Source organism: Paenibacillus sp. FSL P2-0173 (assembly GCF_038008045.1).
GTDB lineage: Bacteria > Bacillota > Bacilli > Paenibacillales > Paenibacillaceae > Paenibacillus > Paenibacillus polymyxa_B.
Genome location: NZ_JBBOYK010000007.1, coordinates 125,608 through 148,395, shown reverse-complemented (window position 1 = coordinate 148,395; position 22,788 = coordinate 125,608). Strand labels below are relative to the sequence as shown.

The window sequence follows — 22,788 nt, the reverse complement described above, 5'->3', positions numbered from 1 at the left end:
GAGAATGATGAATCACATATTAATCATCGAGGACGATATCGCCTTGAGTAACGGTATTGTTCTTGCCCTTAAAGAACCTAACAACGTATTTACGCAAATGTATGACATAGCTACTGCAAAAGAACAATTGAACGTTACCGCCTTTGACCTAGTGATTCTTGATGTAAATTTGCCGGATGGAAGTGGACTCGATCTGTTAACCCATATACGAAAAAGAACAACTTTACCAGTCATCGTTCTGACTGCGAATGATATGGAAACAGATGTCGTCACTGGTTTTGAGCTGGGTGCTGACGATTATATAACCAAGCCTTTCAGTCTTATGGTACTGAGAGCAAGAGTTGGCGTTCAGCTAAAGAAATCCAGATACTCGCTTGCAGACTCCATTCAGCTCGACAATTTTTCCTTTTCATTCGAGAGGATGGAATTTACTAAGAATGGTACGCCCATTGAACTAAGTAAAACTGAACAAAAATTGTTGCGCATCCTATTCGATAATCGAGGCAATACTGTATCTCGCGATCATTTAGTAGACAGCATCTGGACTGATGGAGCTGAGTATGTAGGTGAAAACGCCTTGTCTGTTACAGTAAAAAGGCTACGTGACAAGCTCGAGGATCATCCTTCCTCCCCACAATATATTAAAACGGTTTACGGGCTGGGCTACACATGGGCGTTGAAATGACAACACTCCTATATATATGTATTGGAATTGCCGTTGTTGCTGTATGCACCGCTGTGTGTGCTATTATGCTTTATCGCAGGAGCATCCATAAAACAATGAAAACTATTGAGAACATGCTGGATGCCGCGATAAATGGCAGCTTCTCAGAGGATGTCTTTGATGAATCCGTTCTTTCTTCAATAGAAGCTAAATTTGTGAGATTTCTTTCCATTTGTTCCGTGTCCTCCAAAAATCTGCTTGCCGAAAAGAATAAAATAAATGAGCTGATTTCCGATATTTCACACCAAACGAAAACACCATTGGCCAACATCCTGCTTTATTCCCAACTACTTAGCGAATACGAACTATCACAGGATACCTCCACTTGTGTGAAAGCTCTATCTGCACAGGCCGAAAAGCTTAACTTTCTGATCCAGGCATTGTTGAAAACATCGCGGCTTGAAACGGGGATTATCACGGTATCGCCAAGGCGAGAATCTGTTCAAAAGCTCCTTGATGCTGCACTGGAGCAAATGATGCCAAAAGCTGACGCCAAAGGGATTTCAGTTGTTATGGAGGACACAGTTACCCATGCTTATTTTGACCTAAAGTGGACGAGTGAAGCTGTCTATAACATTATGGATAACGCCATAAAATATACAGAGACAGGCGGAAGCATGAATATAAAAGTAATGGCATACGATTTGTTTTGTCGAATTGATATTACCGACAGTGGTATAGGCATTGCAGAAGAAGAACAAGGTAAAATCTTTACCCGCTTTTATCGCTCCCCTACTGTTAACTCGCAGGAGGGTGTAGGTATTGGACTGTTTTTAGCTAGAGAAATCATCGCTGCGGAGGGGGGTTACATCAAGGTACGATCACGCTACGGCCGTGGTTCTACCTTCTCTATTTTTCTTTCTATGGATACTTAATTCTTTCAATACCGTTAGATTTCAGAAAGATTGTAGAAAGATCAGTGTGTTAATGTCTGTACTGTAGATGACTACGATACAGACATTTTTTTGTGGAGGAGAACGTATATGGGTCTATTGAAAACTCAGGCATTAAAAAAACATTATGGAAACGGAGATACTGCTGTTTATGCCTTAGATGGTGTGAATCTGGAGGTGGAAAGCGGAGAATTTGTCGCTATTGTCGGTACGTCCGGGAGCGGCAAATCTACCCTTCTCCATATGCTGGGTGGACTTGATCGTCCAACAAGTGGAAACGTTACGATTGACGGCAAAGATATTTCTACATTAAAAGACGAAGAATTGACTATTTTTCGCAGACGAAAGATTGGCTTTGTGTTTCAAAATTACAACTTGGTACCTGTCTTGAATGTCTACGAAAATATTGTGCTTCCTATTGAACTGGACGGTAAAGAGCCAGACAAAACCCACATAGATAAAATTGTACATACCTTGGGCCTTGACCACAAAATGAATAACCTGCCAAACAATCTTTCCGGTGGACAACAGCAACGTGTAGCTATTGCCAGAGCACTGGCAGCCAAGCCCGCCATTATCTTGGCAGATGAACCCACCGGAAATCTGGACAGTAAAACGAGTCTGGATGTGATGGGATTGATCAAAGTATCCAGCCAGCAGTTCCGCCAAACGATAGTGATGATTACCCACAACGAGGAAATTGCGCAAATGGCAGACCGGATCATCCGTATTGAGGACGGTAAAATTGTCGGCGGTGATGCCAAATGATCAAGGTAAAGAACAAAAAAGTAATCCGCAATCTGGCTGATAAGAGTTTCAAAGTGAACAAAACCCGTAACATTATTGCCATTGTTGCCATTGCACTAACCTCATTGCTATTTACAACACTGTTCACTATGGGGATTGGCGCTGTGGAAAACTTACAACGGGCGACCATGCGACAGGTCGGTGGAGATGGACATGCCGTACTTAAGTATATAACGGATGACGAATTTAATCATGTCAAGAATCATCCATTGATCAAGGAAATAGCTTATAACCGTATATTAAGCGATCGAGTTATGAACGATAAATTTCTAAAACGCCATACGGAGTTCTGGTATTACGACGATGTAGGGATGAAGCTTGGTTTTATTGAGCTTAAAGAGGGGCGTAAGCCTGCGGTGGAAAATGAAGTAATCGCAGACTCCAAGACGTTGCAGCTATTGGGTGTTCCACTGGAGGTTGGAGCACCTTTGAGACTAAAGCTTGACATACGAGGTAAAGAAGTACAGCGTAATTTTATCCTATCCGGCTGGTGGAAAAGCGATCCTGTGGTTAACGTAGGACAAATATTCGCTTCTAAAGCCTATGTCGATGCTCATGCTCAGGAATTACAAAGCAACTATAAAAAGGATCACTTCTATACAGGAACCATTAGTGCATATATGATGTTCGACAATAGCCTTGATTTGCGGGGAAAGCTCAGTAAAGTGATTACCGAAAGCGGGTATTCGCTTGACGAAGATGCACCGAACTATATCGCGAATAATGTAAATTGGTCATACATCTCGACCAATTTCAGTATGGATACAGAGACAATCATAGCGTTAACTTCTGCCTTGTTACTGATCATGTTTACCGGTTATTTGATCATCTATAACATTTTTCAAATATCGGTAATGCGAGATATTCGTTTTTATGGTCTTTTAAAGACGATCGGCACAAGCGGCAAGCAGATCCGCCGGATTATTCGCAGACAAGCGCTGATTCTATCAGTGTTAGGAACCCCGGTAGGATTAATAGCAGGTTTTTTTATCGGTAAATCGCTCGTGCCTTTTATCATAAATATGAGTGTGTTTAACGGTACCGAGATATCGGTATCCCCTAACCCATGGATTTTTGTCGGATCTGCTCTGTTCGCTCTCATTACTGTAATGATTAGCACTTTCAAACCCGGCAGAGTTGCGTCATCCGTATCGCCGGTAGAAGCAGTCAGATATACAGGTAGAGTAAATAAGAGCAATGGTAAGCTGAAAAAATCAACCGGAGGTGCAAAAATCCACCTCATGGCTCGTTCCAATTTGGGACGCAATAAAAAACGCACCGTTTTAGTGGTTATGAGTCTTTCTTTAAGTTTGGTTCTTCTGAATACAGTATTCACACTATCTCAGAGCTTTGATATGGATAAATTTTTATCCAAATTTAATGATACCGATTTTCTCATTGCTCATGCTGAATATTTCCAGGTTCCCAGTAGTTTCAGCGGCCATGAAAATGAGACCACTGAAAGTTTTATTAAGGCTGTACAGGCACAACCGGGCTATGAAGAAGGCGGCCGATTGTACGGTGATCTAACAGCTCTCACTGCTGAGAATACAAAAGGAATCATAGATGATACCCAAAACACTGACGCTCGCGGCAACTTCCTTGTAGAAGTGTATGGACTGGAAGATTTACCACTACATCGGCTGCAATTGATTGATGGTGAGCTTGATCTTAAGAAACTGGCTTCTGGTAAGTATATCCTGGAGGGAGTCGAACTGAACGACAACGACAAGCCTTACATGGAAAGCATTCATCATAAAGTGGGAGAAAACGTTACTCTGCATAGTTATGTGGGAACAGCAGATGCTCCACTGGATAGAGAGTATATAACGCATAATTTTACAGTGCTTGGCCATGTGGGTATCAAATCTACCAATTCGAATCGCCTTTATACTGGCTATAACTTCTACCTCCCTGCGGATATATACAAGTCACTTGTAAAACAGCCCGTTGTAATGAGTTATGCCTTTAATGTATCCTCATCTCAGGAAGCGTCCATGCAGAACTTTTTGAAGCGCTACACTGAAACCATCGAACCGATGATGAACTACGAATCCAAAATCACATCAAGGGACGCTTTATCAGGTATGCAAACTACTATTATAATGATCGGCGGCCTGCTTAGCTTGATTATTGGCCTAATTGGTATTTTAAATTTTATAAATGCGATTTTAACCAGCATACTGACCCGACGCAATGAATTTGCTATGCTGCAGAGCATAGGCATGACTAAAAAACAACTGCGGGGAATGCTGATTTATGAAGGGTTATATTATGTTTGGGCTACTAGCCTAACCTCTACTCTATTGGCAGTACTATTTTCTATTTTGATTGTGAAACCTTTTTGCAACTTGCTATGGCTTTTGAGCTATCACTTTATAATCTGGCCACTTCTAGCCTTATTGCCTTTACTGTTATTGCTTGGGATACTTATTCCAGTAGCGGTCTATTCTATGAACGACAAACAAAGTATTGTGGAGCGGCTTCGAGAATCAGAGTAGATTTACCGAGAAAGTCCATAATACCAGTGTGAATAATAAAAAGATGACTCCTGATCAATTCGAGGCCACCGAAAAACCAGCCTTTCGTGAAAAAAACAAGAACACGAATCAAAAAGACGACGGTTTATTCTGAATTCACAGAATGAACCGTCGTCTTTTCTCTTGCTCTCCGCCTCATGTGGCCCTTGCTTACTCCATCAGTTTCAATATTCGTTTTAAATTGACAGTGAATATCGCCATAGCCCTCTGGATTTCCATACCTATCAGACCCGAGGAGGACGCTACATCGTACCCGTGTCTGTGCTTCAGTTCACTATTCTTCGCCTCAATTTTGTATCGTTCTTTGGCCTTGGCTTTAAAGCTTTCGCTTTCTTGAAACGTAACTTCTTCAAATGCTCATGGCTTTTTATACTTTTTTGCCTTCACGCGCTCTGCGGATCGCCAGATGTCCAGCTTTGCATACGTACATTCCCGCATCTTTGTTAAACTCGAACTCGTCTTGTCGTGACAATAGGTTTCGTTCAGTTCCTCATAAATAAAGCTAAAGTCCACCAATTCGTCCATTCTTCCGTAACAGATGGTCTTTGGGAATCAACAGATTGTATAGTTCAATATATGGACTTAGGACCATGCTTTGCTGTTTCGGAAACACCGGAACCACCCGCCTTTATTTGGATATTTTAATTATACCGAAAAAGCGAGACAGTAACCTCTGTTATGGAGGAACTGTCTCGCTTTAGAGTTTAGGACTTTTTCAGTGGCCTCGGGATATCCGGGGTTGTCTTTTTTTCATCCTTAATCTTTTTCTGAATGAGCAGCTCCACTTGCTTCTTCCAGAGAATGAATGAGAAGTCTATGATCGATCGGTGACGACATGACAAGCAGGCTCGTGTAGGTTCCATACTTATCGCACTGGTTGCTAAACTCTTCGAGGGTGCGCGTCGAGCTGGTCACTACTTTTAATAAATAACTGTGTTCTCCGCTTATACGATGGCACTCGGCAACATGTGGAGATGTATGAACAAAATCAAGAAATGCATGGCAATCTCTAGTCCGAAACAATATATAGGCTGCCGTATCCTTTCCTATTTTTTCAGGAGAGATGATAGTGCGATACCCCTTGATAATCCCTTTTTCTTCCATTCTTTTAACTCGTTCTGTTACAGCAGGTTGGGATAAACCCACGCATTTCCCTAGCTCTGTCATTGAAATTCTCGCCTGACTTTGAAGATAAAAGAGGATTTGTTTGTCTACATGATCCACTTTGAATTCCCTCCTTTAAATTTAACGTTTTTATGAGAAATTCATTTAATTACTTTGTATAATCATCATAATGGATTGATTGCGTTATGTAAAATGAATGATTTAGATTATATAATAAAACTCATATCGATAAGGTGAACCAAACATGAAAAGATAGAGAGGATGGCTGCCCTTGAGCAAATACGTTTTTAATAAGGTAGGAACAGTAGCAGATTTAGAAGTACATATTGAAGAGGCTATTGATCGTACAATTGTCGAAAAAAGGCTGGTTGGTGCTGGTATACGAGTTACGCTTAATGAGGCGCAATATTATAGTTGCGCTGCCGGATGTCCAGACCGTGAACAAAAGTCTGGGGGGACCTCTCAGTGAGCCTCTCCCTCTCCCGCAAAAATATAATTGCATTGGCTGCTATATGTTTGTCCGCATTGATGTTCGGCCTCGAAATTTCCAGTGTGCCAGTGATACTGCCAACTCTGGAGAAAGTATTGCATGGCGATCTTAAGGATATGCAATGGATTATGAACGCTTATACCATTGCATGTGCCACAGTTCTGATGGCTGTTGGAACGCTGGCTGACCGGTATGGAAGGAGGCGTATTTTTATTATCAGCCTCGTCTTGTTCGGTATTACATCCTTGATTTGTGGCTTGGCGCAAAGCACATCGGTTCTGATCATCAGTCGGTTTCTTCAAGGGGTGGGTGCTGGTGCGATGCAGATTTGCCAGATAGCAATTCTTTCACATCGGTTTCAGGAAGGACAAGAACGCAGCAAAGCCTTTGGCATATGGGGGATCGTGTTCGGTATCGGCCTCGGTTTTGGACCTATCATCGGCGGCATAATCGTGGCCGTGTTGAACTGGCATTGGGTTTTCCTGGTCCACGTTCCGTTGACCATCCTCACTTTGATTCTTGTTTTTGGTGGCATAGAGGAGTCCAGAGATCCGCAGGTGAAAAAGCTGGACATTATCGGCATCGTCACGCTTTCATTGACAGTTTTTGGCCTTGCATACTTTATCACGCAAGGGCCGGAACTCGGCTTTACCAGCAGAGCATCCATCAGCATCCTTGTTGCAGTAGCAATAAGTTTCATTATTTTTCTATTTGCGGAAAAGCTCAGCGCCCATCCGATGTTTGACTTTTCCGTATTCAAGATACGTAATTTCTCCGGCGCTCTCCTTGGCTCCATCGGCATGAACTTCAGTTTCTGGCCGTTCATGATCTATCTGCCGATCTATTTCCAGAGTGGCCTGGGTTACGGCATCGTAGCCGCCGGGCTGTCTCTCTTGGCTTATGCGCTGCCCACCTTGGTAATTCCACCTCTGGCAGAGCGTTTTTCGCTCCGCTACCAGCCGCGCATAGTCATTCCATCAGGTCTGTTCATCCTCGGTATGGGCTTCATTTTGATGAAATATGGCAGCGGCAGCGATCACGCCAGTTGGTTGACCATGCTCCCTGGCTCCTTGTTGGCTGGTATTGGGCTTGGCTTAACGAACACGCCTGTGACCAACACGACCACCGGCTCTGTTCCAAGTGCCCGTGCAGGCATGGCTTCCGGTATAGATATGAGTGCTAGATTGATCAGTCTAGCCATCAATATCGCTGTGATGGGATTCATCTTGCAGGCAGGTATTTTGTCTTATTTGAAGAGTGCCCTTTCCGGGACTCTCAGTGCAGTGCAATTGCGGTCTGTAGCCGAAAAAGTAGCCGCCGGAAATACTGTATCTCTCAGGCAGAGTTTGCCAGAACTCTCCTCTCTGGATGCGTCTGGAGCCGTCGTCCATGCGGCGCTTATGCACGGCTTTGGCTTGATAATGCTCTACGGCGGTATTGGTGTCTGGGTTCTAGCCGCGATCAGTTTTATGATTTTTGGACCTAAGAGAGCATAAAGACAATCCCGGGGATATCGAGGTACTGAAAAAGTCCCCCATTGTTGAGAGTAAGAGAATATCCAAAGAAAAACGAGCCTCTAGAATCGCTTCTAAGGCTCGTTTCGCGTTCAGGGAGACATATTTGTACCCCTAAAATCTTTGTATTTTCGGAAATCAACAGTTTTTCAGTGGCCTCGATCAATTCAGAGGTCATCTTTTTATGCTTAGAAAGGTACTTTATATGAATATCTACAGTTCCCACTCTTCCCGTAAAAGCCCCATTCGGATCGAGTCATAATACTCTCCATTATAATATCTGCACTTTCGAAGCATGGCTTCTAGGGTTATGCCCAGCTTCTCCCCCACCTTCATCATCCGATGGTTTCCTGACCAGGTTGTAAAGCCCACTCTCACTAGAGGTAGTGTATTAAACAAATGTGTGATCCATAGTCGAAGTGCCCTCGTACCATACCCACCGCTCCAATACCGCGAATCATAAATACCTATCCCCATTTCAAGCCATTGTGAAGGCTGATGCTCCCAGTAGTAGCTCACTGATCCTATGACCTTGCCTTCCACTTCAATGATCCAAAAGTCATCTTGTCCGATTCGTTTTTCCTTCTCTTTTAAATAATCATCAAAAGAAAGTGACTTATGTTCATAGTAGGGTGCATCCCACTGCTTCCATTCCGGTGCTTTTTCCTTAAAAGTTAACGTCCAAAGAGCCGGCAGGTCTTCTTCTGTAACAGGCCTAATCGTTAAATCCTTATCCGTATACATTGAGTAAACTCCTTTAATAATAAAATTCATTCTATCTATATTGGGCTATATTGGGCTTTATTGTATCTACTTTTGCATTATTTCGAATTTCTATTTTTGTCCGTCTTTAGAGCCAGTGCAAATTCAAGTTGACAAACAATCAAAAATAATATATCTTAATATCGAGATAATAAATATAAAGAAAAGTTTTTCGACTGTTTATTTTGTTTAGAAAAACCTAATCATATAAAAACCAAGGAGGATAATGACATGAAACTTTTAGGATTGCATCACGTTTCGGCGATTACAGCGGCAGCGGCTAAAAATGTTGATTTTTATACTCAGGTAATGGGACTTCGGTTGATCAAGAAAACGGTGAACCAGGATGATGTTAGTGTGTATCACCTTTTTTACGGAGATGAGCGTGGAACTGCGGGTACGGAAGTCACATTCTTTGAAATTCCACATGCTGGACAAACTCGTACAGGGAATAACAGCATTTCAGCGCTCTCCCTACGGGTACCGAATGACAAGGCACTGGATTACTGGAAAAACCGCTTCGAGCAGCTGGATGTAAAGCATGGTGAAATTACGGATCAAGCAGGACGCTTGGCGCTTTCGTTTGAGGATTTTGAAGGACAACGCTTCTTCCTCGTTTCAGATGAACATGATCACGGAGTGCGCGGCGGCACGCCTTGGGAGAAAAGCCCTGTCCCTGCCGAGTACGGCATTGTAGGACTTGGGCCGGTTCATCTGACCATTCCCAAAGCGGAGAATACCATTCTCATTCTTGAACAGGTTATGGGCTTCCGCAAAAAAGGCTCTTACCCTTCCCCCGTTGCTGGACAACCGGATGTGGTCATCTACGAAACGGGTGAAGGCGGTACAGGAACCGAAGTTCATCTGGAAGAGCGTAACGATCTGCCACAAGAACGACCAGGACGCGGCAGTGTGCATCACGTAGCCTTCCGTGTTGAAACTGAGGAAGAGCTCAAACAATGGGTAGAACGTATCCATCAGCTGCAAATTTCCAACTCAGGCTTTGTAGATCGCTTTTACTTCCGTTCCTTGTATTTCCGTGAGCCGAACGGCATTCTGTTTGAATTGGCGACCGATGGACCCGGCTTTGATACGGATGAAGAACTGGAGTTTCTGGGTGAATCGCTGGCGTTACCGCCATTTTTGGAATCGCGCCGTGCCTCTATTGAAGCCAATCTCAAACCGCTTAACACCAAACATGAATAGAGTTATATTTGCTCTAAAATCACGCAAAGCCGGGACTTCTACATCATGTAGAGGTTCCCGGCTTTTTTCGTGCAACTGTTCTATTTTCATTCTAAAAAGGATCTCATCTGCAAGCTTTTCAGCTTTGACAGGTAAGCGAAATGCCCTTTTTAATTATGCTTACAGCTTTTTATCATCCACACTGTTCAGCCATGCTTCGATTTCTCCGATTACAGAGGCGATACAGCCATCTTGGAACGGCGAGATTAGTCCAGCCAACTCAACCAATCCGGTAAAAGAGCGACTTCCCCCGGCACGGCATAGCTTCAAATAATCTTCCCACGCAGCTGTCCGGTCGATACTCATGCGTTTCCAGAATTGGAACGCGCACAGTTGCGCGAGTGTATAGTCAATATAGTAGAACGGGGATTGAAAAATATGACCCTGTTTGTGCCAAAACCCGCCCTGCTCCAGATACTCGTTGCCTTCATAATCCAGATGCGGTTTATACTTACGTTCAATGGAGCGCCATGCGCTTTTACGTTCGGCTGGGGTCCAGTCTGGATGTTCGTATACGGCATGCTGGAATTCGTCCACGGCTACGCCGTAAGGCACGAACAGCAACGATGAGGATAGATGTTCAAAGTGATATTTGTCCGTATCTTCCTCGAAGAACAGATTCATCCAAGGCCATGCGAAAAACTCCATGCTCATAGAGTGGATCTCAGCCGCCTCCATAGTTGGCCAATGGTACTCAGGAATTTCAAAATGTCGGCTTTCATAGACCTGGAAGGCATGACCTGCTTCATGCGTCAATACGTCGATATCCCCGGATGTACCATTGAAATTTGAGAAAATAAACGGCGTGCCATATTCACTCAAAAATGTACAATAGCCTCCACTTTGCTTGCCCTTTTTGCTGATCAAATCCATCAATCCACGTTCGATCATAAAGCTGAAAAATTCATGTGTTTCCGCTGAAAGTTCCTCATACATACGTGCTCCATTACGAATGATCCACTCCGGGTCACCTTTAGGCGTAGGATTGCCTGACAGGAAGTTGAAGCCCTCGTCATAATAGCGAAGCTGATCTACTCCGATCCGTTCGCGCTGGCGTTCCTTCAGCTTGGTTGCCAGAGGAACGATGTGCTTCAGCACCTGCTCGCGGAAATTGGCTACCATTTCGGCATTGTAATCTGTACGTCCCAAGCGAGCATAGCCCAATTCTACGAAGTTGTCATAGCCCAGCTTGTGTGCCATGCGAGTGCGCACCTTCACCAGTTCATCATAAATCCGGTCCAGCTCGTCCTCATGCTCACTCATAAATTGATATTTAGCCTCGGAGGCCTGTTTGCGCGTCTCCCGGTTGGTAGCCATTTCAAAAGGCAGGAGCTGCGACAATGTGCGTTCTTCTCCCTCGAACGGGATCTTCGCTGAAGCAATCAATTGAGCATATTCCGAGGTCAGCTTATTTTCCTGCTGTAAATCCTCAATAATATCTGGGTGGAACGACTTGAGTGCTACCTCGGCAATACTGAAAAGCTGGCTGCCCCATTGGCTCTCCAACTCGGTTCGGAATGGAGAATCCACCAATGCCCGGTAGTAATCGGTTACATACTCCTGAATAACCGGCATGAAATCATCAGCGTACTCTTGCTCCGCTTTGTAAAAGGCGTCCTCCGTATTAATGGAGTGCCGAACTTCCACCAATTGCAATTGCGTTTCCACGTTACTGCGCAGCTTGTTAATCGCATGAATCACTTCATTTTGACGTTCTACGCTGTCCGCTTCACGAAACTGCTGCAACAGCGTTTTAAACCGCTGTTCAATTTCAGGTTGCTCTGGTCGGCTGTAAGCCATTTGGCTGAATAATGTCATTGCTTTGGTTCCTCCTTAAATATAATAAATCTGATGCCTATTATACAGTACGCTTAGACCAAACTGGAAGCTATAATTCCAAAAAAATACAACCTCAAGAGCCGCAATACCATGTATTGCGGCTCTTGAGCCTCATCTAACTCTATATATCAAAAAAGTCATGGTCTAAAACAATCTAATATATATTCAGCCTGATGGAGATTTATAAGTCTTTCTAAGATCGCAGACCTTTATGCTTTATTGATTTTGCAAACGATGTGCCGCATGCAAAGTCGGACCGACGAATTCATTCAGCTTGAAGCTACCTTCAATGGCCTGTGTAATGAATCTCTTGGCCTGATCCACTGCTTCACGTACAGTCAGCCCTTGAGCCAAACCAGCCGTTACCGCTGCCGAAGTGGTGCAGCCTGCACCGTGGGTAAAGTTTGTTTTTACAACATCGGCTTCAAACCAGTCAAAAGTGATTCCGTCATATAGCAGATCCATCGCTTTACCTGCGCGAATTTTGCCACGGTCCTTGATCAGTACATGCTTAGCTCCACGCTCATGGATAATCGCAGCCGCTTCCTGCATCTGCTCCAGTGTCGTGATCGGTCCATTCTTCGCCAGTTGCGAAGCCTCGAACAAGTTCGGTGTTACCAGGTCAGCGCCAGGAATCAACAATTCCAGCATCGCCTCTGTATTTTCCGGCTGGAGCACTTCATCCGTGCCTTTGCAGACCATGACCGGGTCAATTACGATCCGCTTCAGATCATGCTTTTTCAAATGGCTGGCTACCAGCTCGATAATTTCAACGGAACCAAGCATACCTGTTTTCATCGCATCAAAACCGATACCTTCCAATACAGTACGCAGCTGCGCTTCTACCACATCCAACGCAACAGGATATACAAGATGATCCCAGGTTTTAGGACCCATCGCTACTACGGTTGTCAATACGGTCATGCCATATACGCCAAGCTCCTGAAAGGTTTTCAGGTCTGCCTGAATACCCGCTCCACCGCTTGTGTCGGAGCCGGCTATCGTTAATGTTTTGGGAATCGTCATTTGTACATGCTCTCCTTCACTTTCTGTGCTGCATTTATCCTAATCCCGCTCGCGAAACTTGTCAACGCGCAAAACGGTCCTCTCTATGCTAAAAGTCACAGGCGACGACAGTAGCTAAAAAACGAGAACATCCCCTTTTGAAACAGGAACATCCTCGCAATAACGTGTTATATGAAGAATTCGAATGAAATTTAGAATTATAAATACCCACCGGTACTATGATCATAGGCATGATTCTTTTCATTTGCACGTACGCCTAAGCACAGACTCTGATACAACTGCTGCTGTTCCAGTGTAGCAAAATTCCGATGCTGCTCAAATAAAGCCATACAACCAATGATATGTTCTGTATAGCTATTATCGACAGACAGTTGCAAGCAATGCAGTGTTTGTCCCACTCCCTCGGGGTAATCGCCTTTTCGGAAATAGTATTCCGCATACACCTTACAAAAGGATGCAAAGCGAAATGCGTTAAAGTGCTTGCGATAATGAGTGTCCCATCGTTCCGGTGCAAGCTGCCAAAAGCTTTTGAGTTGCTGACTAAACAGTCCCAGTTCGGCATCCACGAAATAACCAAACCGGTTCGCTGATTCGAGCAAGGTGTTCAAGCCCTCCAGTGTCTCATCCGGATGCTCACGCAGGTAAGTAATATAATCATAGATTGCAGAAGTGTTGCCCATTTTAATTTCAATACAAAGTCGGTTGCCCTGTGCATATACACGATGTAGGTTGACCACTTTCCAGCCTTCCTCGTCTAAACCCTCAAACCAGCTCAAATCTGCATAACCTTCAATCCATTGCTTGGATTCCTCATATCTACCCTGAAACTCATAGCAACTGGCCTTGAGCAGATGCCCCTGAGCATAGTAATAAACGAGCGGCTTAAGCAGCTCCAGGTGCTCATCTCCAAAACGGTTCCGATTGCGATACAATGCCTGCGCCAGCTCTCTCAGCTCGTCCGCATACATTTCCATCTCGGACCATTGCATTTTTAAAGCAAACACTTGAGATAGCATATGTAAGCCTTCCAGTGCGTAAATTTCCGGTAGACGACTACGGTACAAATGGAATTGTACAGCAGCCTTCAAGTTCCGTTGGTTATCCTTAATCTGAATCTGGAATATACGGAAATAGCTGATCGCCAATCGTTCAGAGTGGGTATACTTTTCACTCTCGATGACACAATCATACAGAAGCATGGAAGCTTCATGTCTGCCATCCTCAAACATCGCTTCTGCGGTCTCAAAAATAGCAGGAACGTTCGATAAATCGTCCATCAAATAGCCAAGTACACTGCGTATACACTCCAGCTTGTTCAACTCTGAGCAACGCAGGAGAAACGGACGCAACCTTCTCCAGTGTGGTAAGGAATGAATAAAACATTCATCAACATACATCTCGAACAAAGATCCTTCTTCCAATCCCATGGCCTCGGTAATCAAATCCAGCTGATTGACTGAGATCGGCCGTGGTGGGTTCCGGTTAAGTATACCGCTAAGTGTACCCGGATTTACCTTGGAAGCATCTGCAAAACATTGCATTGAAATGCCTTCACTTTGAATATACTTTTCTATTTCTGCGCGGATCGTGGTGTTTTTTTCCAAAGGGACACCCCCTCAAACGAATGATGGTGACTTTTTCATTACCTTTTAAACCAAAATTTGTTTAATCAAAGTATATGTCTATTTATACGAGAGGTCAATAACTTTAAATACGACTCAGGACATATAAAATCACGAATTTTGTACGATTTTAAAACTGTTTTATGAAAAAAGACCGTCCTCTGTGGGACAGTCTTTTTCTATTATTTTGATGCTGTGGACTTATAGGACAAAAACAAGTTAGCAGTTTTACCGTGAACGTCCGAAATCGAGGGCAAACTTAGCGTATCCCTCTACCGTTAACCCTTCATAAAGCAACTCCGAATAGGCATTAGCGGCATCCGTTGCTTGCGGTGAGGTCAGGAAGGTCACATGCGGACGCCCTGACCATGGGACGAGGGACCAATGGCCGTCAGCTTTTGGCGTCAACGTCTTCATATGCCGCACGTATTCGGTCAGCACATGACGGTTCTCATCCGGTGAAGCAAGTATGATTCGCTCTCCACCCGGATTGACCAGCGCAGAGGAAAACGCGCGATAGTTATTCGTAACAACCAGATAATTTCGCTGCATATCCATCGGTTCGTCATCAAAAGACATCTGAATGATTCTGTGTGCATCTGGGTCCTTTAGGCCCCCGTCAGCATCATATCTGGCTGGCTGTGTTACATCAATCTGATACCTGATGCCGTCGATGATATCGAAATTAAAGCTTGGAAAATCAGAATTAATCAGCTCTTGCTCTTGTTCTGCTGAAGGATCAATTTGCCGGAATTGTCCAGCAGACCACTCCAACCATTCCCGAATTTCCGTTCCGGTCAGCCGAACGACATGCAACGTATTCGGAAAATTGTACAGATCGGCGATATGCTTGATCGCCAACGTCCCCGCCGGAATATGGGTATAGTACGATGGGCCATATCTGCCACCTGTTTTAAAAGGAGCTGCTGCCGACAGAACGGGCAATCCTTCGTGCTCGCTCCCTTGCATCTGCTGCTTCACATACCACATTTGCGCATCATTCACGAGCTGAACCGAAGCATCATCCATCACCTGAGCAAAAAAGCTGTTCACCGCCACCGTCGTCTGACCTACAGGTGCACGAATATACTCCAGTGTTCCGGCGTGCTCTTCTGCTACCGCCAGCTGAATGGCAGTATCCGGTTGTACCAGCGCTTCCTTGCGTATCGGATCATACACTGGGCGTACCTCGGCAGCAGATGCAGCCACTTGCCACTTCCCTCCACTAAAGGTCAGCTCCAGATCAATGATACCCAAATGATCCCCCCAAAAGCCCGACTCCACTGCTGGGATATCGTGGATGGTACCTCGCTCTACATCAACACCTGTTTTCCCCATAAACGAAGGTCCGGGAAATACTTTATGTGCATGACCAAACACAATGGCATCGATCCCTTCCACCCTGCTAAGATGCAGCACCGCATTTTCCATATCAAGCGTTTCGGGAATATCCTCAAAGCCTGCATGGGGCATAGCAATGATGAGATCGGCTCCCGCCGCCTTCATTTCTGGAATAAACCGTCTTGCCGTTTCCAGCATATCTTTGACGATGATTTTCCCCTCCAGCCACGCCTTGTCCCATTGCATAATTTGCGGAGGGACAAAGCCGATGACTCCCACCTTCAACAGATGCTTACCACCTGCTTCATCCTCTACCGTCTTATCCAGCAATAGATAAGGTGTAAAGTAATTTCGTTCTTGTTCTCCCGCTATATAAATGTTGGCATTCACATAAGGAAATTGCGCTCCTCGAAGGCAAGTCTGCAAGTATTCCAGTCCGTAATTAAATTCATGATTCCCGATATTGCCTGCCTCATACCCAAGCAGATTCATGGCTTTATAGGCGGGATGCACCGCGCTTGGGTCCTGTTGGATTCGCTGTACAGCATAATCTCCCATTGGATTCCCCTGAATCACATCTCCGTTATCCAGCAGCAGGTGATTGGGTACCTCCGCCCGGGCTATTTGAATCAAGCTGGCTGTTTGCGCCAGACCGTAATGCAGCGTCTCCTGATCCGTATAATAATCGTAATTCCACAAGCTGACATGCAAATCGGTTGTAACCATAATGCGGAATTTCACTCTCATAAGGCTTACATTGTCCTGGTCTGCCTTTTCGTTAATATCCAAAATATCCAATCTTGTTCTCTCCCTCAGCTTCGGTCATAGAGCTTGAACAAGTCTAACAGAGCACTGTTAAGAGAATGTTAAAATAAGTATTTTGCATAAATCCAGAAAATAGTTTTAAACATACGATAAATTTTACATCATTTTTACCAAAGTCAGGAGTGGTTTTTACCCTAGCTATGGGACTAGCTGTTAAGATTTGGTTTGTCACAGCATTTACAGGTTTTTTATTATCGTTATCACTATGTTTAGGGGGAAATTATTTTGTTCAAAAAAGCACTGACCTTGTGCATGACCTTCACACTGGCAGCGGGTCTAGCCGCTTGTGGCTCCAATGCAAGCAATAATAACAGCGCGTCCACTCCGGGTACAGATGGCTCTAAAAACGAAAGCACAGCCTATGTTCCTAAGGAGTTAAAGGTACAGTTCGTTCCTTCTCAAAATGCAGATACGCTCGAAGCCAAAGCCAAACCGCTCGAAAATCTACTGGGTGACAAGCTTGGAATCCCGGTGAAAGTAACTGTATCTCCTGACTACAATACGATTGTGGAAGCCATGTCTTCCAAACAGGTAGATGTAGGATTCCTTCCGCCGAATGCTTATGTACTGGCCCACGATAACCGTAAAGCAGCCGACTTGCTGTTGCAAGCTCAACGCTACGGAATTGAAGATGCTACAGGCAAGGACACGACTGAAAAAGTAAACTTTTATAAAGCAATGATCGTGGTGAAAAAGGATTCTCCGATTCAAAGTCTAGCTGATCTGAAAGGCAAGAAGGTTGGCTGGCAAAATGTAACCTCCTCCGCAGGCTACGTGTACCCTGCAGCAGAGCTGAAAAAAGCTGGCGTGGACCCGGATACGGATGTGCAGGGTGTGACAATCAAAGGCCACGATGCTGCTATTCTGGCGTTGCTGAACGGTCAAGTTGATGCGGTAGCTGTTTTCCAGGATGCACGTAACACGGTGAAGAAGGAAATCCCGGATGTATTTGAAAAAACTCGCGTCATTCATTACACAGCTAAAATTCCAAATGACACCGTCAGCGTACGTTCTGATATGGATCAAGCGTGGAGAGACAAGATCAGCCAAGCCTTTATTGACATCGCCAAAGATCCTGCAGGCGGCGAAATCATTAAAGAGATTTACACCCATGTAGGTTATGAAAAGGGCGACGATAAAAACTTCGACTCCGTGCGTGAATACGCCGAAGCCGTTGGTCAAGCGGTTAAGTAATCGGAGCAAACAAGATACTGTAATGAAGTAACAGCTACGAAACAGGCTTTACGAATGACAGGGCAGCACCGTCCATGTATTCATGGCGGTGTTGTTTTCATTCCACCCCATCGGGGGAGAAAGTTGGGAGCATATGATCGAATTCCGTAACGTATCGAAAACATACCCGAATGGCACCAAAGGGTTGAACAATATTAATTTGACGATTCAGGAGGGAGAAATGGTCGTCATTGTCGGCTTATCCGGCGCAGGTAAGTCTACCCTGCTGCGTTCTATTAACCGACTGCATGACATTACGTCCGGCGACATTGTCGTGGGTGGCAGGTCTGTCACGTCTGCTGGAAGCAGCGAGCTACGGCGTATTCGCCGTGATATCGGCATGATCTTTCAAAGCTTCAATCTGGTTAAGCGTTCGACGGTGCTCCGCAATGTACTTTCCGGCCGCGTCGGCTATCATTCAACGCTGCGAACCATTCTCGGCCTCTTTCCGAAGGAAGATATCGAACTGGCACTAACAGCGCTGGAGCGCGTGAACATCCGCGAAAAAGCCTACAGCCGGGCAGATGAGCTGTCCGGTGGCCAACAGCAGCGCGTATCCATCGCCCGTGCTCTGGCGCAGGAGGCTAAAATCATTCTGGCGGACGAGCCTGTCGCATCGCTGGATCCGCTGACCACCCGCCAGGTCATGGATGACCTTCAGCGGATCAACCGTGAAATGCAGATTACGACCATCGTCAATCTGCATTTCATTAATCTCGCGCGCGAATATGCAACGCGGATCATCGGATTGCGCGCCGGGGAAGTGGTCTTTGACGGCACACCGGAGGAGGCTACGGATGAGGCCTTTGCGGAGATCTACGGCCGGGCCATCAAGCATGATGAGCTGCTGGGAGTGGGATCATGAAGCCCGACTCTACTGCCCAGCCGCTCTCTTCGACGCAACCGTCACCGCATGCTGGACCGCCTCAGCCAAGTAAGCCGCCCGCAGGGCCACCGTTGCCAGGACGTTACAAACGTTATGCCACCTGGATGATTTTTATCGTGGTGCTGGTAGCCTGCTCCATTCATACGGATGCCACACCGTACCAGTTGATCGTCGGCTTGCCGGAGATGGGCAAATTGTTGGGGGAAATGTTTCCACCCGACTGGAGCTATCTGCCTACCATCTGGAAACCGATGCTGGAAACGATCCAGATCGCCATTGTTGGCACGACACTGGGAGCCATATTGGCGATCCCTGTCGCGTTACTGTGTGCCTATAATGTGATGCCGCGCAAACTGATTTCGCTGCCGATGCGCACGATCCTGAATCTAGTACGGACGATTCCCGATTTGCTGTTTGCCTCGATCTTTGTGGCGGTGTTCGGCATCGGGCCGTTTGCGGGGATGCTCGCCCTGCTCTTCTTCTCCTTTGGCATCATAGCCAAGCTGACCTTTGAGGCGATTGAAGCCATTGATCCCGGGCCGCTGGAAGCCATGACCGCTGTTGGCGCGAGCCGCATTCAGGTCATCGCCTTTGGTGTGGTTCCGCAGGCTCTTCCTTATTTTGTGTCGTACTTGCTGTATACCTTTGAGGTTAATGTACGCGCGGCTTCCGTTCTGGGCCTGGTCGGCGCTGGAGGTATCGGTCTGCTGCTTGACCGTTCTCTGGGGCTGTTCCGATATGATCGGGCAAGCATCATTATTCTACTGACCCTCGTCATCGTCCTTGCGATTGATTACGGCAGTAACCTGCTACGGAGGAAATTATTATGAATGATCCTACGCTTCGCAGACCTATTGGCTCCCGCCTGCGCCTATGGGCGATAGCTATTCTGCTAATCATCATTTATATTTGGGCTTTTCGCGGGATGCAGTTTGAAGGATTACAGGGAACAGCCAAAAGTGTCTCTGTCGCTATATTGGACGGCTTCCTTCATCCCGACTGGTCGTTCGTCTACATCCCTGAGGGAGAGGATTTACTGCGCGGGTTGCTGGATACGCTGGTCATTTCAGTGCTCGGAACCTTCGTATCCGCATTTGTCTGCCTTCCGTTCGCCTTTTGGGCGTCCAGCAATATGACCCGTCTGCGTCCCTTATCGGGTAGTGGGAAATTTGTGCTTAGTGTCATCCGGGTATTTCCCGAAATGATCGTCGCCATCTTGTTTATCAAAGCCGTTGGACCCGGCTCGTTTGCGGGTGTGCTTGCCCTCGGCATTCACTCCATCGGCATGCTGGCGAAGCTTTTCTCGGAAACGATCGAAAGTGTCGATCACGGGCCACAGGAAGCTTTGATCGCGTGCGGTGCCAATCGTTGGCAGGTGATCTTCTTCGCCGTGCTACCACAGGTGATTCCACAGTTTCTTTCGTATTCGCTTTACCGTTTTGAAATTAATATCCGTTCTGCTACCACGCTCGGTCTGGTCGGTGCAGGTGGTATCGGTACTCCGCTACTATTTGCACTCCAAATGCGCAACTGGAACCGTGTAGGCGTTATTTTGCTCGGCATTGTGGTTCTGATCATTTTGACGGATCTGATTTCCGGCTGGCTGCGCAAACGGATCGTATAATTAGAACTCTAAACGCCCAAAAAGCCTCTCCTGTGTAAAAAGGGACATATTATGCTCCCATTCACTCGGAAGAGGCTTTTGCCGTTCAACATCTCCCTGCCAATTCATCTATTACCCGTCGGACTTCCTCAGCCGTATTGTAAAAATGAGGAGCCACACGGATAACATCCTTTCGTGCTGAAACGATCATATTTTGGCTTCTCAAATTCCTCTCCACAGCCGACACGTCGGCTACTTCAACAGCGAGCAAGCTTGGTAATGTGCCTCCCCTGTAAGGTACACGTATGTGTAGCCCTTTGCGCCGTCCATATTCAACGGAAAAATCCAACAACTCACTCATATAGGCCTGAATATTAGTGACTCCGATCTCTAGCAGCAGCTTTAAAGCCGCATTGGCGGCAAAAATGCTAATAAAAGAAGGCAATCCCGTCTCAAAGCGTCGGGCTCCCGCCGCCGGAACCGGGTGAGCAATATCAAACCGGGAAGCGAGCTCCTGCCCAAGCCAGCCTGTAAGACGGGGCTTGAAGCGGTCTATTCGATCCTTGCTTACATAAAGAAAAGCCACGCCCGGAATTCCCAGCATATATTTGCGTGCTCCCGCGACCAAAATATCTACGCCCATTGCCTTAACATCCACTGGAACGATCCCTGCAGACTGATAAGCATCCACAAACAGCAACGCCTGATTTCGGTGTGCTATATCTGCAATGGATTTTAAATCCTGCTGAAATCCGTTGGTATAGTTCACTTGTGACACCATAACGAGCGCAGTTTGCTCCGTAACATACTCCTCATACTGCTCTATCATCACTTCTCCCTCGATGGAGGGGATACAGCAGATGTGATCATGGAACATCTCCTGTGCCTGCCAGATGTGTCCCACCGTCGGAAAGTCGGTGTCCGTATACACAATGCCTTCTTTTCCTGGTACATAAGGAAGGGCTGTAGCCACCCCAGCAATCGCCTCAGAGGCTGAGGACAGGACCGCAATTTCGTCAGGCTCCGCCCCGATGAGCTTGGCAAAATGCCCTCTGGCCTCATCCAAACGTGCCATAGACAGATCGCCGTTATGACCATGTTGCAGCAAACTTCGATGATATTCCTCAATGGCAGCGGAAACCGGCCTCGATACGGCCCCCTGGGAACAGCTTCCTACATGGATATGTGAGGATAGCACTGGAAATAGCTGACGGTAGGACTGAAACGGATGTTTCATTTTTCCCTTCGCTCCTCCTGGGCACACCAACGTGCCTTGATATGATCATTTTATTATCCATATAAGCCACCTTAGAACAAGGGCCTCTCTTCCCATCTTCTCGCCGTTAACAGACGATAGACGCAAAGAGAGGCCCTGAGGGATCATATACAAAATCATAAATTAATGCACGCGTTTGCGTCCAAACCAGCTTTTAAGTACCAAGGTTGCCAGAGCAAGTAACAATAACAACGAGGCCACCGCAAAAGATGCCGAGAACTGATATTCGTTATACAAAATTTCTACATGCAGCGGCAGTGTATTCGTCTCTCCACGGATATGTCCAGAAACGACGGACACTGCACCGAACTCACCCATGGCTCGCGCATTACACAAAATGATGCCATACAACAAACCCCACTTGATGTTCGGCAGCGTCACTTTCCAGAAAATGCGCCAACCGCGCGCGCCCAGCATGACAGCCGCTTCTTCCTCCTGCTGTCCCTGATCTTCCATCATTGGAATGAGTTCTCGCGCCACAAATGGAAAGGTGATGAACAGCGTCGCTAAAATAATACCAGGCAAAGCAAATATAATTTTAATATCATGCTCGTCCAACCACGGTCCAAGCCAGCCCTGTGCGCCGAACACTAATACATACATCAGCCCTCCGACGACAGGAGAGATGGCAAAGGGTAAATCAATTAAGGTGACCAGCAAGCCTTTGCCGCGAAATTGAAATTTCGTGATCAGCCAAGCGGCAGCTACACCAAATACCGTATTCAGCGGTACCGTTATCGCTGCCACCAGCAGCGTCAACCGCAATGCGGACATGGCATCCGGGTCCCGTAACGCTTCGACGTATACGCCCCATCCTTGCTTGAGTGCTTCGGTAAGCACGACGATTAGCGGCAATACCAGCACCCAGAGCAAAGCTAAAAAAGCAGCACCAATCAGCGTCCACTTCACCCAAGCGGCCTCGGTCGTGACCCTGTTGGGCGGTGCAGATGAAGGCACTGGTGCAGAAGCAAGCTCCTGCCCAGTTATCGCTTGTGACATAATCTATCCCTCCTTAGAACGTGGATATCATGCGCAGC

General features: G+C 46.1%; 19 protein-coding genes and 1 pseudogene. 11 read left to right on the top strand and 9 right to left on the bottom strand.

Going from position 1 to position 22,788, the window contains the following annotated elements; all coding sequences use genetic code 11:
* Nucleotides 1-7: 7 nt before the first annotated feature.
* The 4 genes from MKX30_RS25735 to MKX30_RS25720 all read left to right on the top strand — a co-directional run bounded on the left by MKX30_RS25735 (nt 8) and on the right by MKX30_RS25720 (nt 4,925).
* A complete protein-coding gene (locus tag MKX30_RS25735) occupies nt 8-685 on the top strand; it encodes a response regulator transcription factor (RefSeq protein ID WP_028541801.1) in 678 nt (225 codons plus the stop codon).
* Entirely contained in the window at nt 682-1,599 is a 918-nt protein-coding gene (locus MKX30_RS25730) for a sensor histidine kinase (RefSeq protein WP_028541800.1), read from the top strand. The genes MKX30_RS25735 and MKX30_RS25730 overlap by 4 nt, the downstream gene beginning before the upstream one ends.
* Before the next feature lie 108 nt (nt 1,600-1,707).
* Nucleotides 1,708-2,385, top strand: coding sequence for an ABC transporter ATP-binding protein (locus MKX30_RS25725; protein WP_023990360.1), 678 nt, complete (start codon nt 1,708-1,710; stop codon nt 2,383-2,385).
* Nucleotides 2,382-4,925 (top strand): ABC transporter permease, encoded by a 2,544-nt coding sequence (locus MKX30_RS25720; protein WP_341063843.1) that lies wholly within the window; start codon nt 2,382-2,384, stop codon nt 4,923-4,925. Before MKX30_RS25725 ends, MKX30_RS25720 begins: the two co-directional genes overlap by 4 nt.
* A 189-nt stretch (nt 4,926-5,114) precedes the next feature.
* Here the strand turns inward: MKX30_RS25720 and MKX30_RS25715 are convergent.
* Nucleotides 5,115-5,430, bottom strand: a pseudogene (locus MKX30_RS25715) (transposase); the annotation flags it as partial.
* A gap of 290 nt (nt 5,431-5,720) precedes the next feature.
* A complete protein-coding gene (locus tag MKX30_RS25710) occupies nt 5,721-6,188 on the bottom strand; it encodes an Lrp/AsnC family transcriptional regulator (RefSeq protein ID WP_023990362.1) in 468 nt (155 codons plus the stop codon).
* A 172-nt stretch (nt 6,189-6,360) separates the two neighbouring features.
* Between MKX30_RS25710 and MKX30_RS25705 the strand changes: the two genes are divergently transcribed.
* Entirely contained in the window at nt 6,361-6,558 is a 198-nt protein-coding gene (locus MKX30_RS25705) for a hypothetical protein (RefSeq protein ID WP_023990363.1), read from the top strand.
* The gene (locus MKX30_RS25700) at nt 6,555-8,075 is read left to right on the top strand and encodes an MFS transporter (RefSeq protein ID WP_028541798.1); all 1,521 of its coding nucleotides are present in this window, start codon (nt 6,555-6,557) and stop codon (nt 8,073-8,075) included. Before MKX30_RS25705 ends, MKX30_RS25700 begins: the two co-directional genes overlap by 4 nt.
* A 231-nt stretch (nt 8,076-8,306) precedes the next feature.
* Here the strand turns inward: MKX30_RS25700 and MKX30_RS25695 are convergent, their stop codons facing one another.
* The gene (locus MKX30_RS25695) at nt 8,307-8,837 is read right to left on the bottom strand and encodes a GNAT family N-acetyltransferase (protein ID WP_341063841.1); all 531 of its coding nucleotides are present in this window, start codon (nt 8,835-8,837) and stop codon (nt 8,307-8,309) included.
* Nucleotides 8,838-9,086: 249 nt separating this feature from the next.
* On the opposite strand from MKX30_RS25695, the gene MKX30_RS25690 reads away from it, so the two are divergent.
* Nucleotides 9,087-10,061 (top strand): ring-cleaving dioxygenase, encoded by a 975-nt coding sequence (locus MKX30_RS25690; RefSeq protein WP_341063840.1) that lies wholly within the window; start codon nt 9,087-9,089, stop codon nt 10,059-10,061.
* A 159-nt stretch (nt 10,062-10,220) separates the two neighbouring features.
* Here the strand turns inward: MKX30_RS25690 and MKX30_RS25685 are convergent, their stop codons facing one another.
* The 4 genes from MKX30_RS25685 to MKX30_RS25670 form a co-directional block, all read right to left on the bottom strand.
* Nucleotides 10,221-11,918: a M3 family oligoendopeptidase gene (locus MKX30_RS25685; protein ID WP_053326125.1), complete on the bottom strand. Its 1,698-nt coding sequence runs from the start codon at nt 11,916-11,918 to the stop codon at nt 10,221-10,223.
* A gap of 237 nt (nt 11,919-12,155) precedes the next feature.
* Entirely contained in the window at nt 12,156-12,965 is an 810-nt protein-coding gene (gene thiD, locus MKX30_RS25680) for a bifunctional hydroxymethylpyrimidine kinase/phosphomethylpyrimidine kinase (protein WP_013312022.1), read from the bottom strand.
* Between the two features lie 197 nt (nt 12,966-13,162).
* Nucleotides 13,163-14,569 (bottom strand): hypothetical protein, encoded by a 1,407-nt coding sequence (locus MKX30_RS25675; RefSeq protein WP_023990369.1) that lies wholly within the window; start codon nt 14,567-14,569, stop codon nt 13,163-13,165.
* A 246-nt stretch (nt 14,570-14,815) separates the two neighbouring features.
* Entirely contained in the window at nt 14,816-16,726 is a 1,911-nt protein-coding gene (locus MKX30_RS25670) for a bifunctional 2',3'-cyclic-nucleotide 2'-phosphodiesterase/3'-nucleotidase (protein ID WP_341063839.1), read from the bottom strand.
* Between the two features lie 252 nt (nt 16,727-16,978).
* Here MKX30_RS25670 and MKX30_RS25665 point away from each other — a divergent pair, with 252 nt between their 5' ends.
* The 4 genes from MKX30_RS25665 (at nt 16,979) to phnE (MKX30_RS25650) (ending at nt 20,496) form a co-directional block, all read left to right on the top strand.
* Nucleotides 16,979-17,947, top strand: coding sequence for a phosphate/phosphite/phosphonate ABC transporter substrate-binding protein (locus MKX30_RS25665; RefSeq protein ID WP_025722520.1), 969 nt, complete (start codon nt 16,979-16,981; stop codon nt 17,945-17,947).
* Nucleotides 17,948-18,080: 133 nt separating this feature from the next.
* Nucleotides 18,081-18,851: a phosphonate ABC transporter ATP-binding protein gene (gene phnC / locus MKX30_RS25660; protein WP_341063867.1), complete on the top strand. Its 771-nt coding sequence runs from the start codon at nt 18,081-18,083 to the stop codon at nt 18,849-18,851.
* Nucleotides 18,848-19,702: a phosphonate ABC transporter, permease protein PhnE gene (phnE, locus tag MKX30_RS25655; protein WP_028541790.1), complete on the top strand. Its 855-nt coding sequence runs from the start codon at nt 18,848-18,850 to the stop codon at nt 19,700-19,702. Before phnC ends, phnE (MKX30_RS25655) begins: the two co-directional genes overlap by 4 nt.
* Complete coding sequence (gene phnE, locus MKX30_RS25650; protein ID WP_013312028.1) at nt 19,699-20,496, top strand: phosphonate ABC transporter, permease protein PhnE; 798 nt, start codon at nt 19,699-19,701, stop codon at nt 20,494-20,496. The genes phnE (MKX30_RS25655) and phnE (MKX30_RS25650) overlap by 4 nt, the downstream gene beginning before the upstream one ends.
* 85 nt (nt 20,497-20,581) lie before the next feature.
* Here phnE (MKX30_RS25650) and MKX30_RS25645 read toward each other — a convergent pair whose 3' ends face one another.
* Nucleotides 20,582-21,712, bottom strand: a complete 1,131-nt coding sequence (locus tag MKX30_RS25645) for an aminotransferase class V-fold PLP-dependent enzyme (RefSeq protein WP_341063838.1) — start codon at nt 21,710-21,712, stop codon at nt 20,582-20,584.
* Nucleotides 21,713-21,874: 162 nt separating this feature from the next.
* The gene (gene cysW / locus MKX30_RS25640) at nt 21,875-22,750 is read right to left on the bottom strand and encodes a sulfate ABC transporter permease subunit CysW (protein ID WP_013312030.1); all 876 of its coding nucleotides are present in this window, start codon (nt 22,748-22,750) and stop codon (nt 21,875-21,877) included.
* Nucleotides 22,751-22,788: the final 38 nt, after the last annotated feature.

Excerpts from the sequence above, each read along its gene's own strand:
- MKX30_RS25735 (WP_028541801.1), top strand. The coding sequence starts at position 8 with ATGAATCACATATTAATCATCGAGGACGATATCGCCTTGAGTAACGGT.
- MKX30_RS25730 (WP_028541800.1), top strand. The coding sequence starts at position 682 with ATGACAACACTCCTATATATATGTATTGGAATTGCCGTTGTTGCTGTA.
- MKX30_RS25725 (WP_023990360.1), top strand. The coding sequence starts at position 1,708 with ATGGGTCTATTGAAAACTCAGGCATTAAAAAAACATTATGGAAACGGA.
- MKX30_RS25720 (WP_341063843.1), top strand. The coding sequence starts at position 2,382 with ATGATCAAGGTAAAGAACAAAAAAGTAATCCGCAATCTGGCTGATAAG.
- MKX30_RS25695 (WP_341063841.1), bottom strand. The coding sequence starts at position 8,837 with ATGTATACGGATAAGGATTTAACGATTAGGCCTGTTACAGAAGAAGAC.
- MKX30_RS25690 (WP_341063840.1), top strand. The coding sequence starts at position 9,087 with ATGAAACTTTTAGGATTGCATCACGTTTCGGCGATTACAGCGGCAGCG.
- MKX30_RS25685 (WP_053326125.1), bottom strand. The coding sequence starts at position 11,918 with ATGACATTATTCAGCCAAATGGCTTACAGCCGACCAGAGCAACCTGAA.
- thiD (WP_013312022.1), bottom strand. The coding sequence starts at position 12,965 with ATGACGATTCCCAAAACATTAACGATAGCCGGCTCCGACACAAGCGGT.
- phnC (WP_341063867.1), top strand. The coding sequence starts at position 18,081 with ATGATCGAATTCCGTAACGTATCGAAAACATACCCGAATGGCACCAAA.
- phnE (WP_028541790.1), top strand. The coding sequence starts at position 18,848 with ATGAAGCCCGACTCTACTGCCCAGCCGCTCTCTTCGACGCAACCGTCA.
- phnE (WP_013312028.1), top strand. The coding sequence starts at position 19,699 with ATGAATGATCCTACGCTTCGCAGACCTATTGGCTCCCGCCTGCGCCTA.
- MKX30_RS25645 (WP_341063838.1), bottom strand. The coding sequence starts at position 21,712 with ATGAAACATCCGTTTCAGTCCTACCGTCAGCTATTTCCAGTGCTATCC.
- cysW (WP_013312030.1), bottom strand. The coding sequence starts at position 22,750 with ATGTCACAAGCGATAACTGGGCAGGAGCTTGCTTCTGCACCAGTGCCT.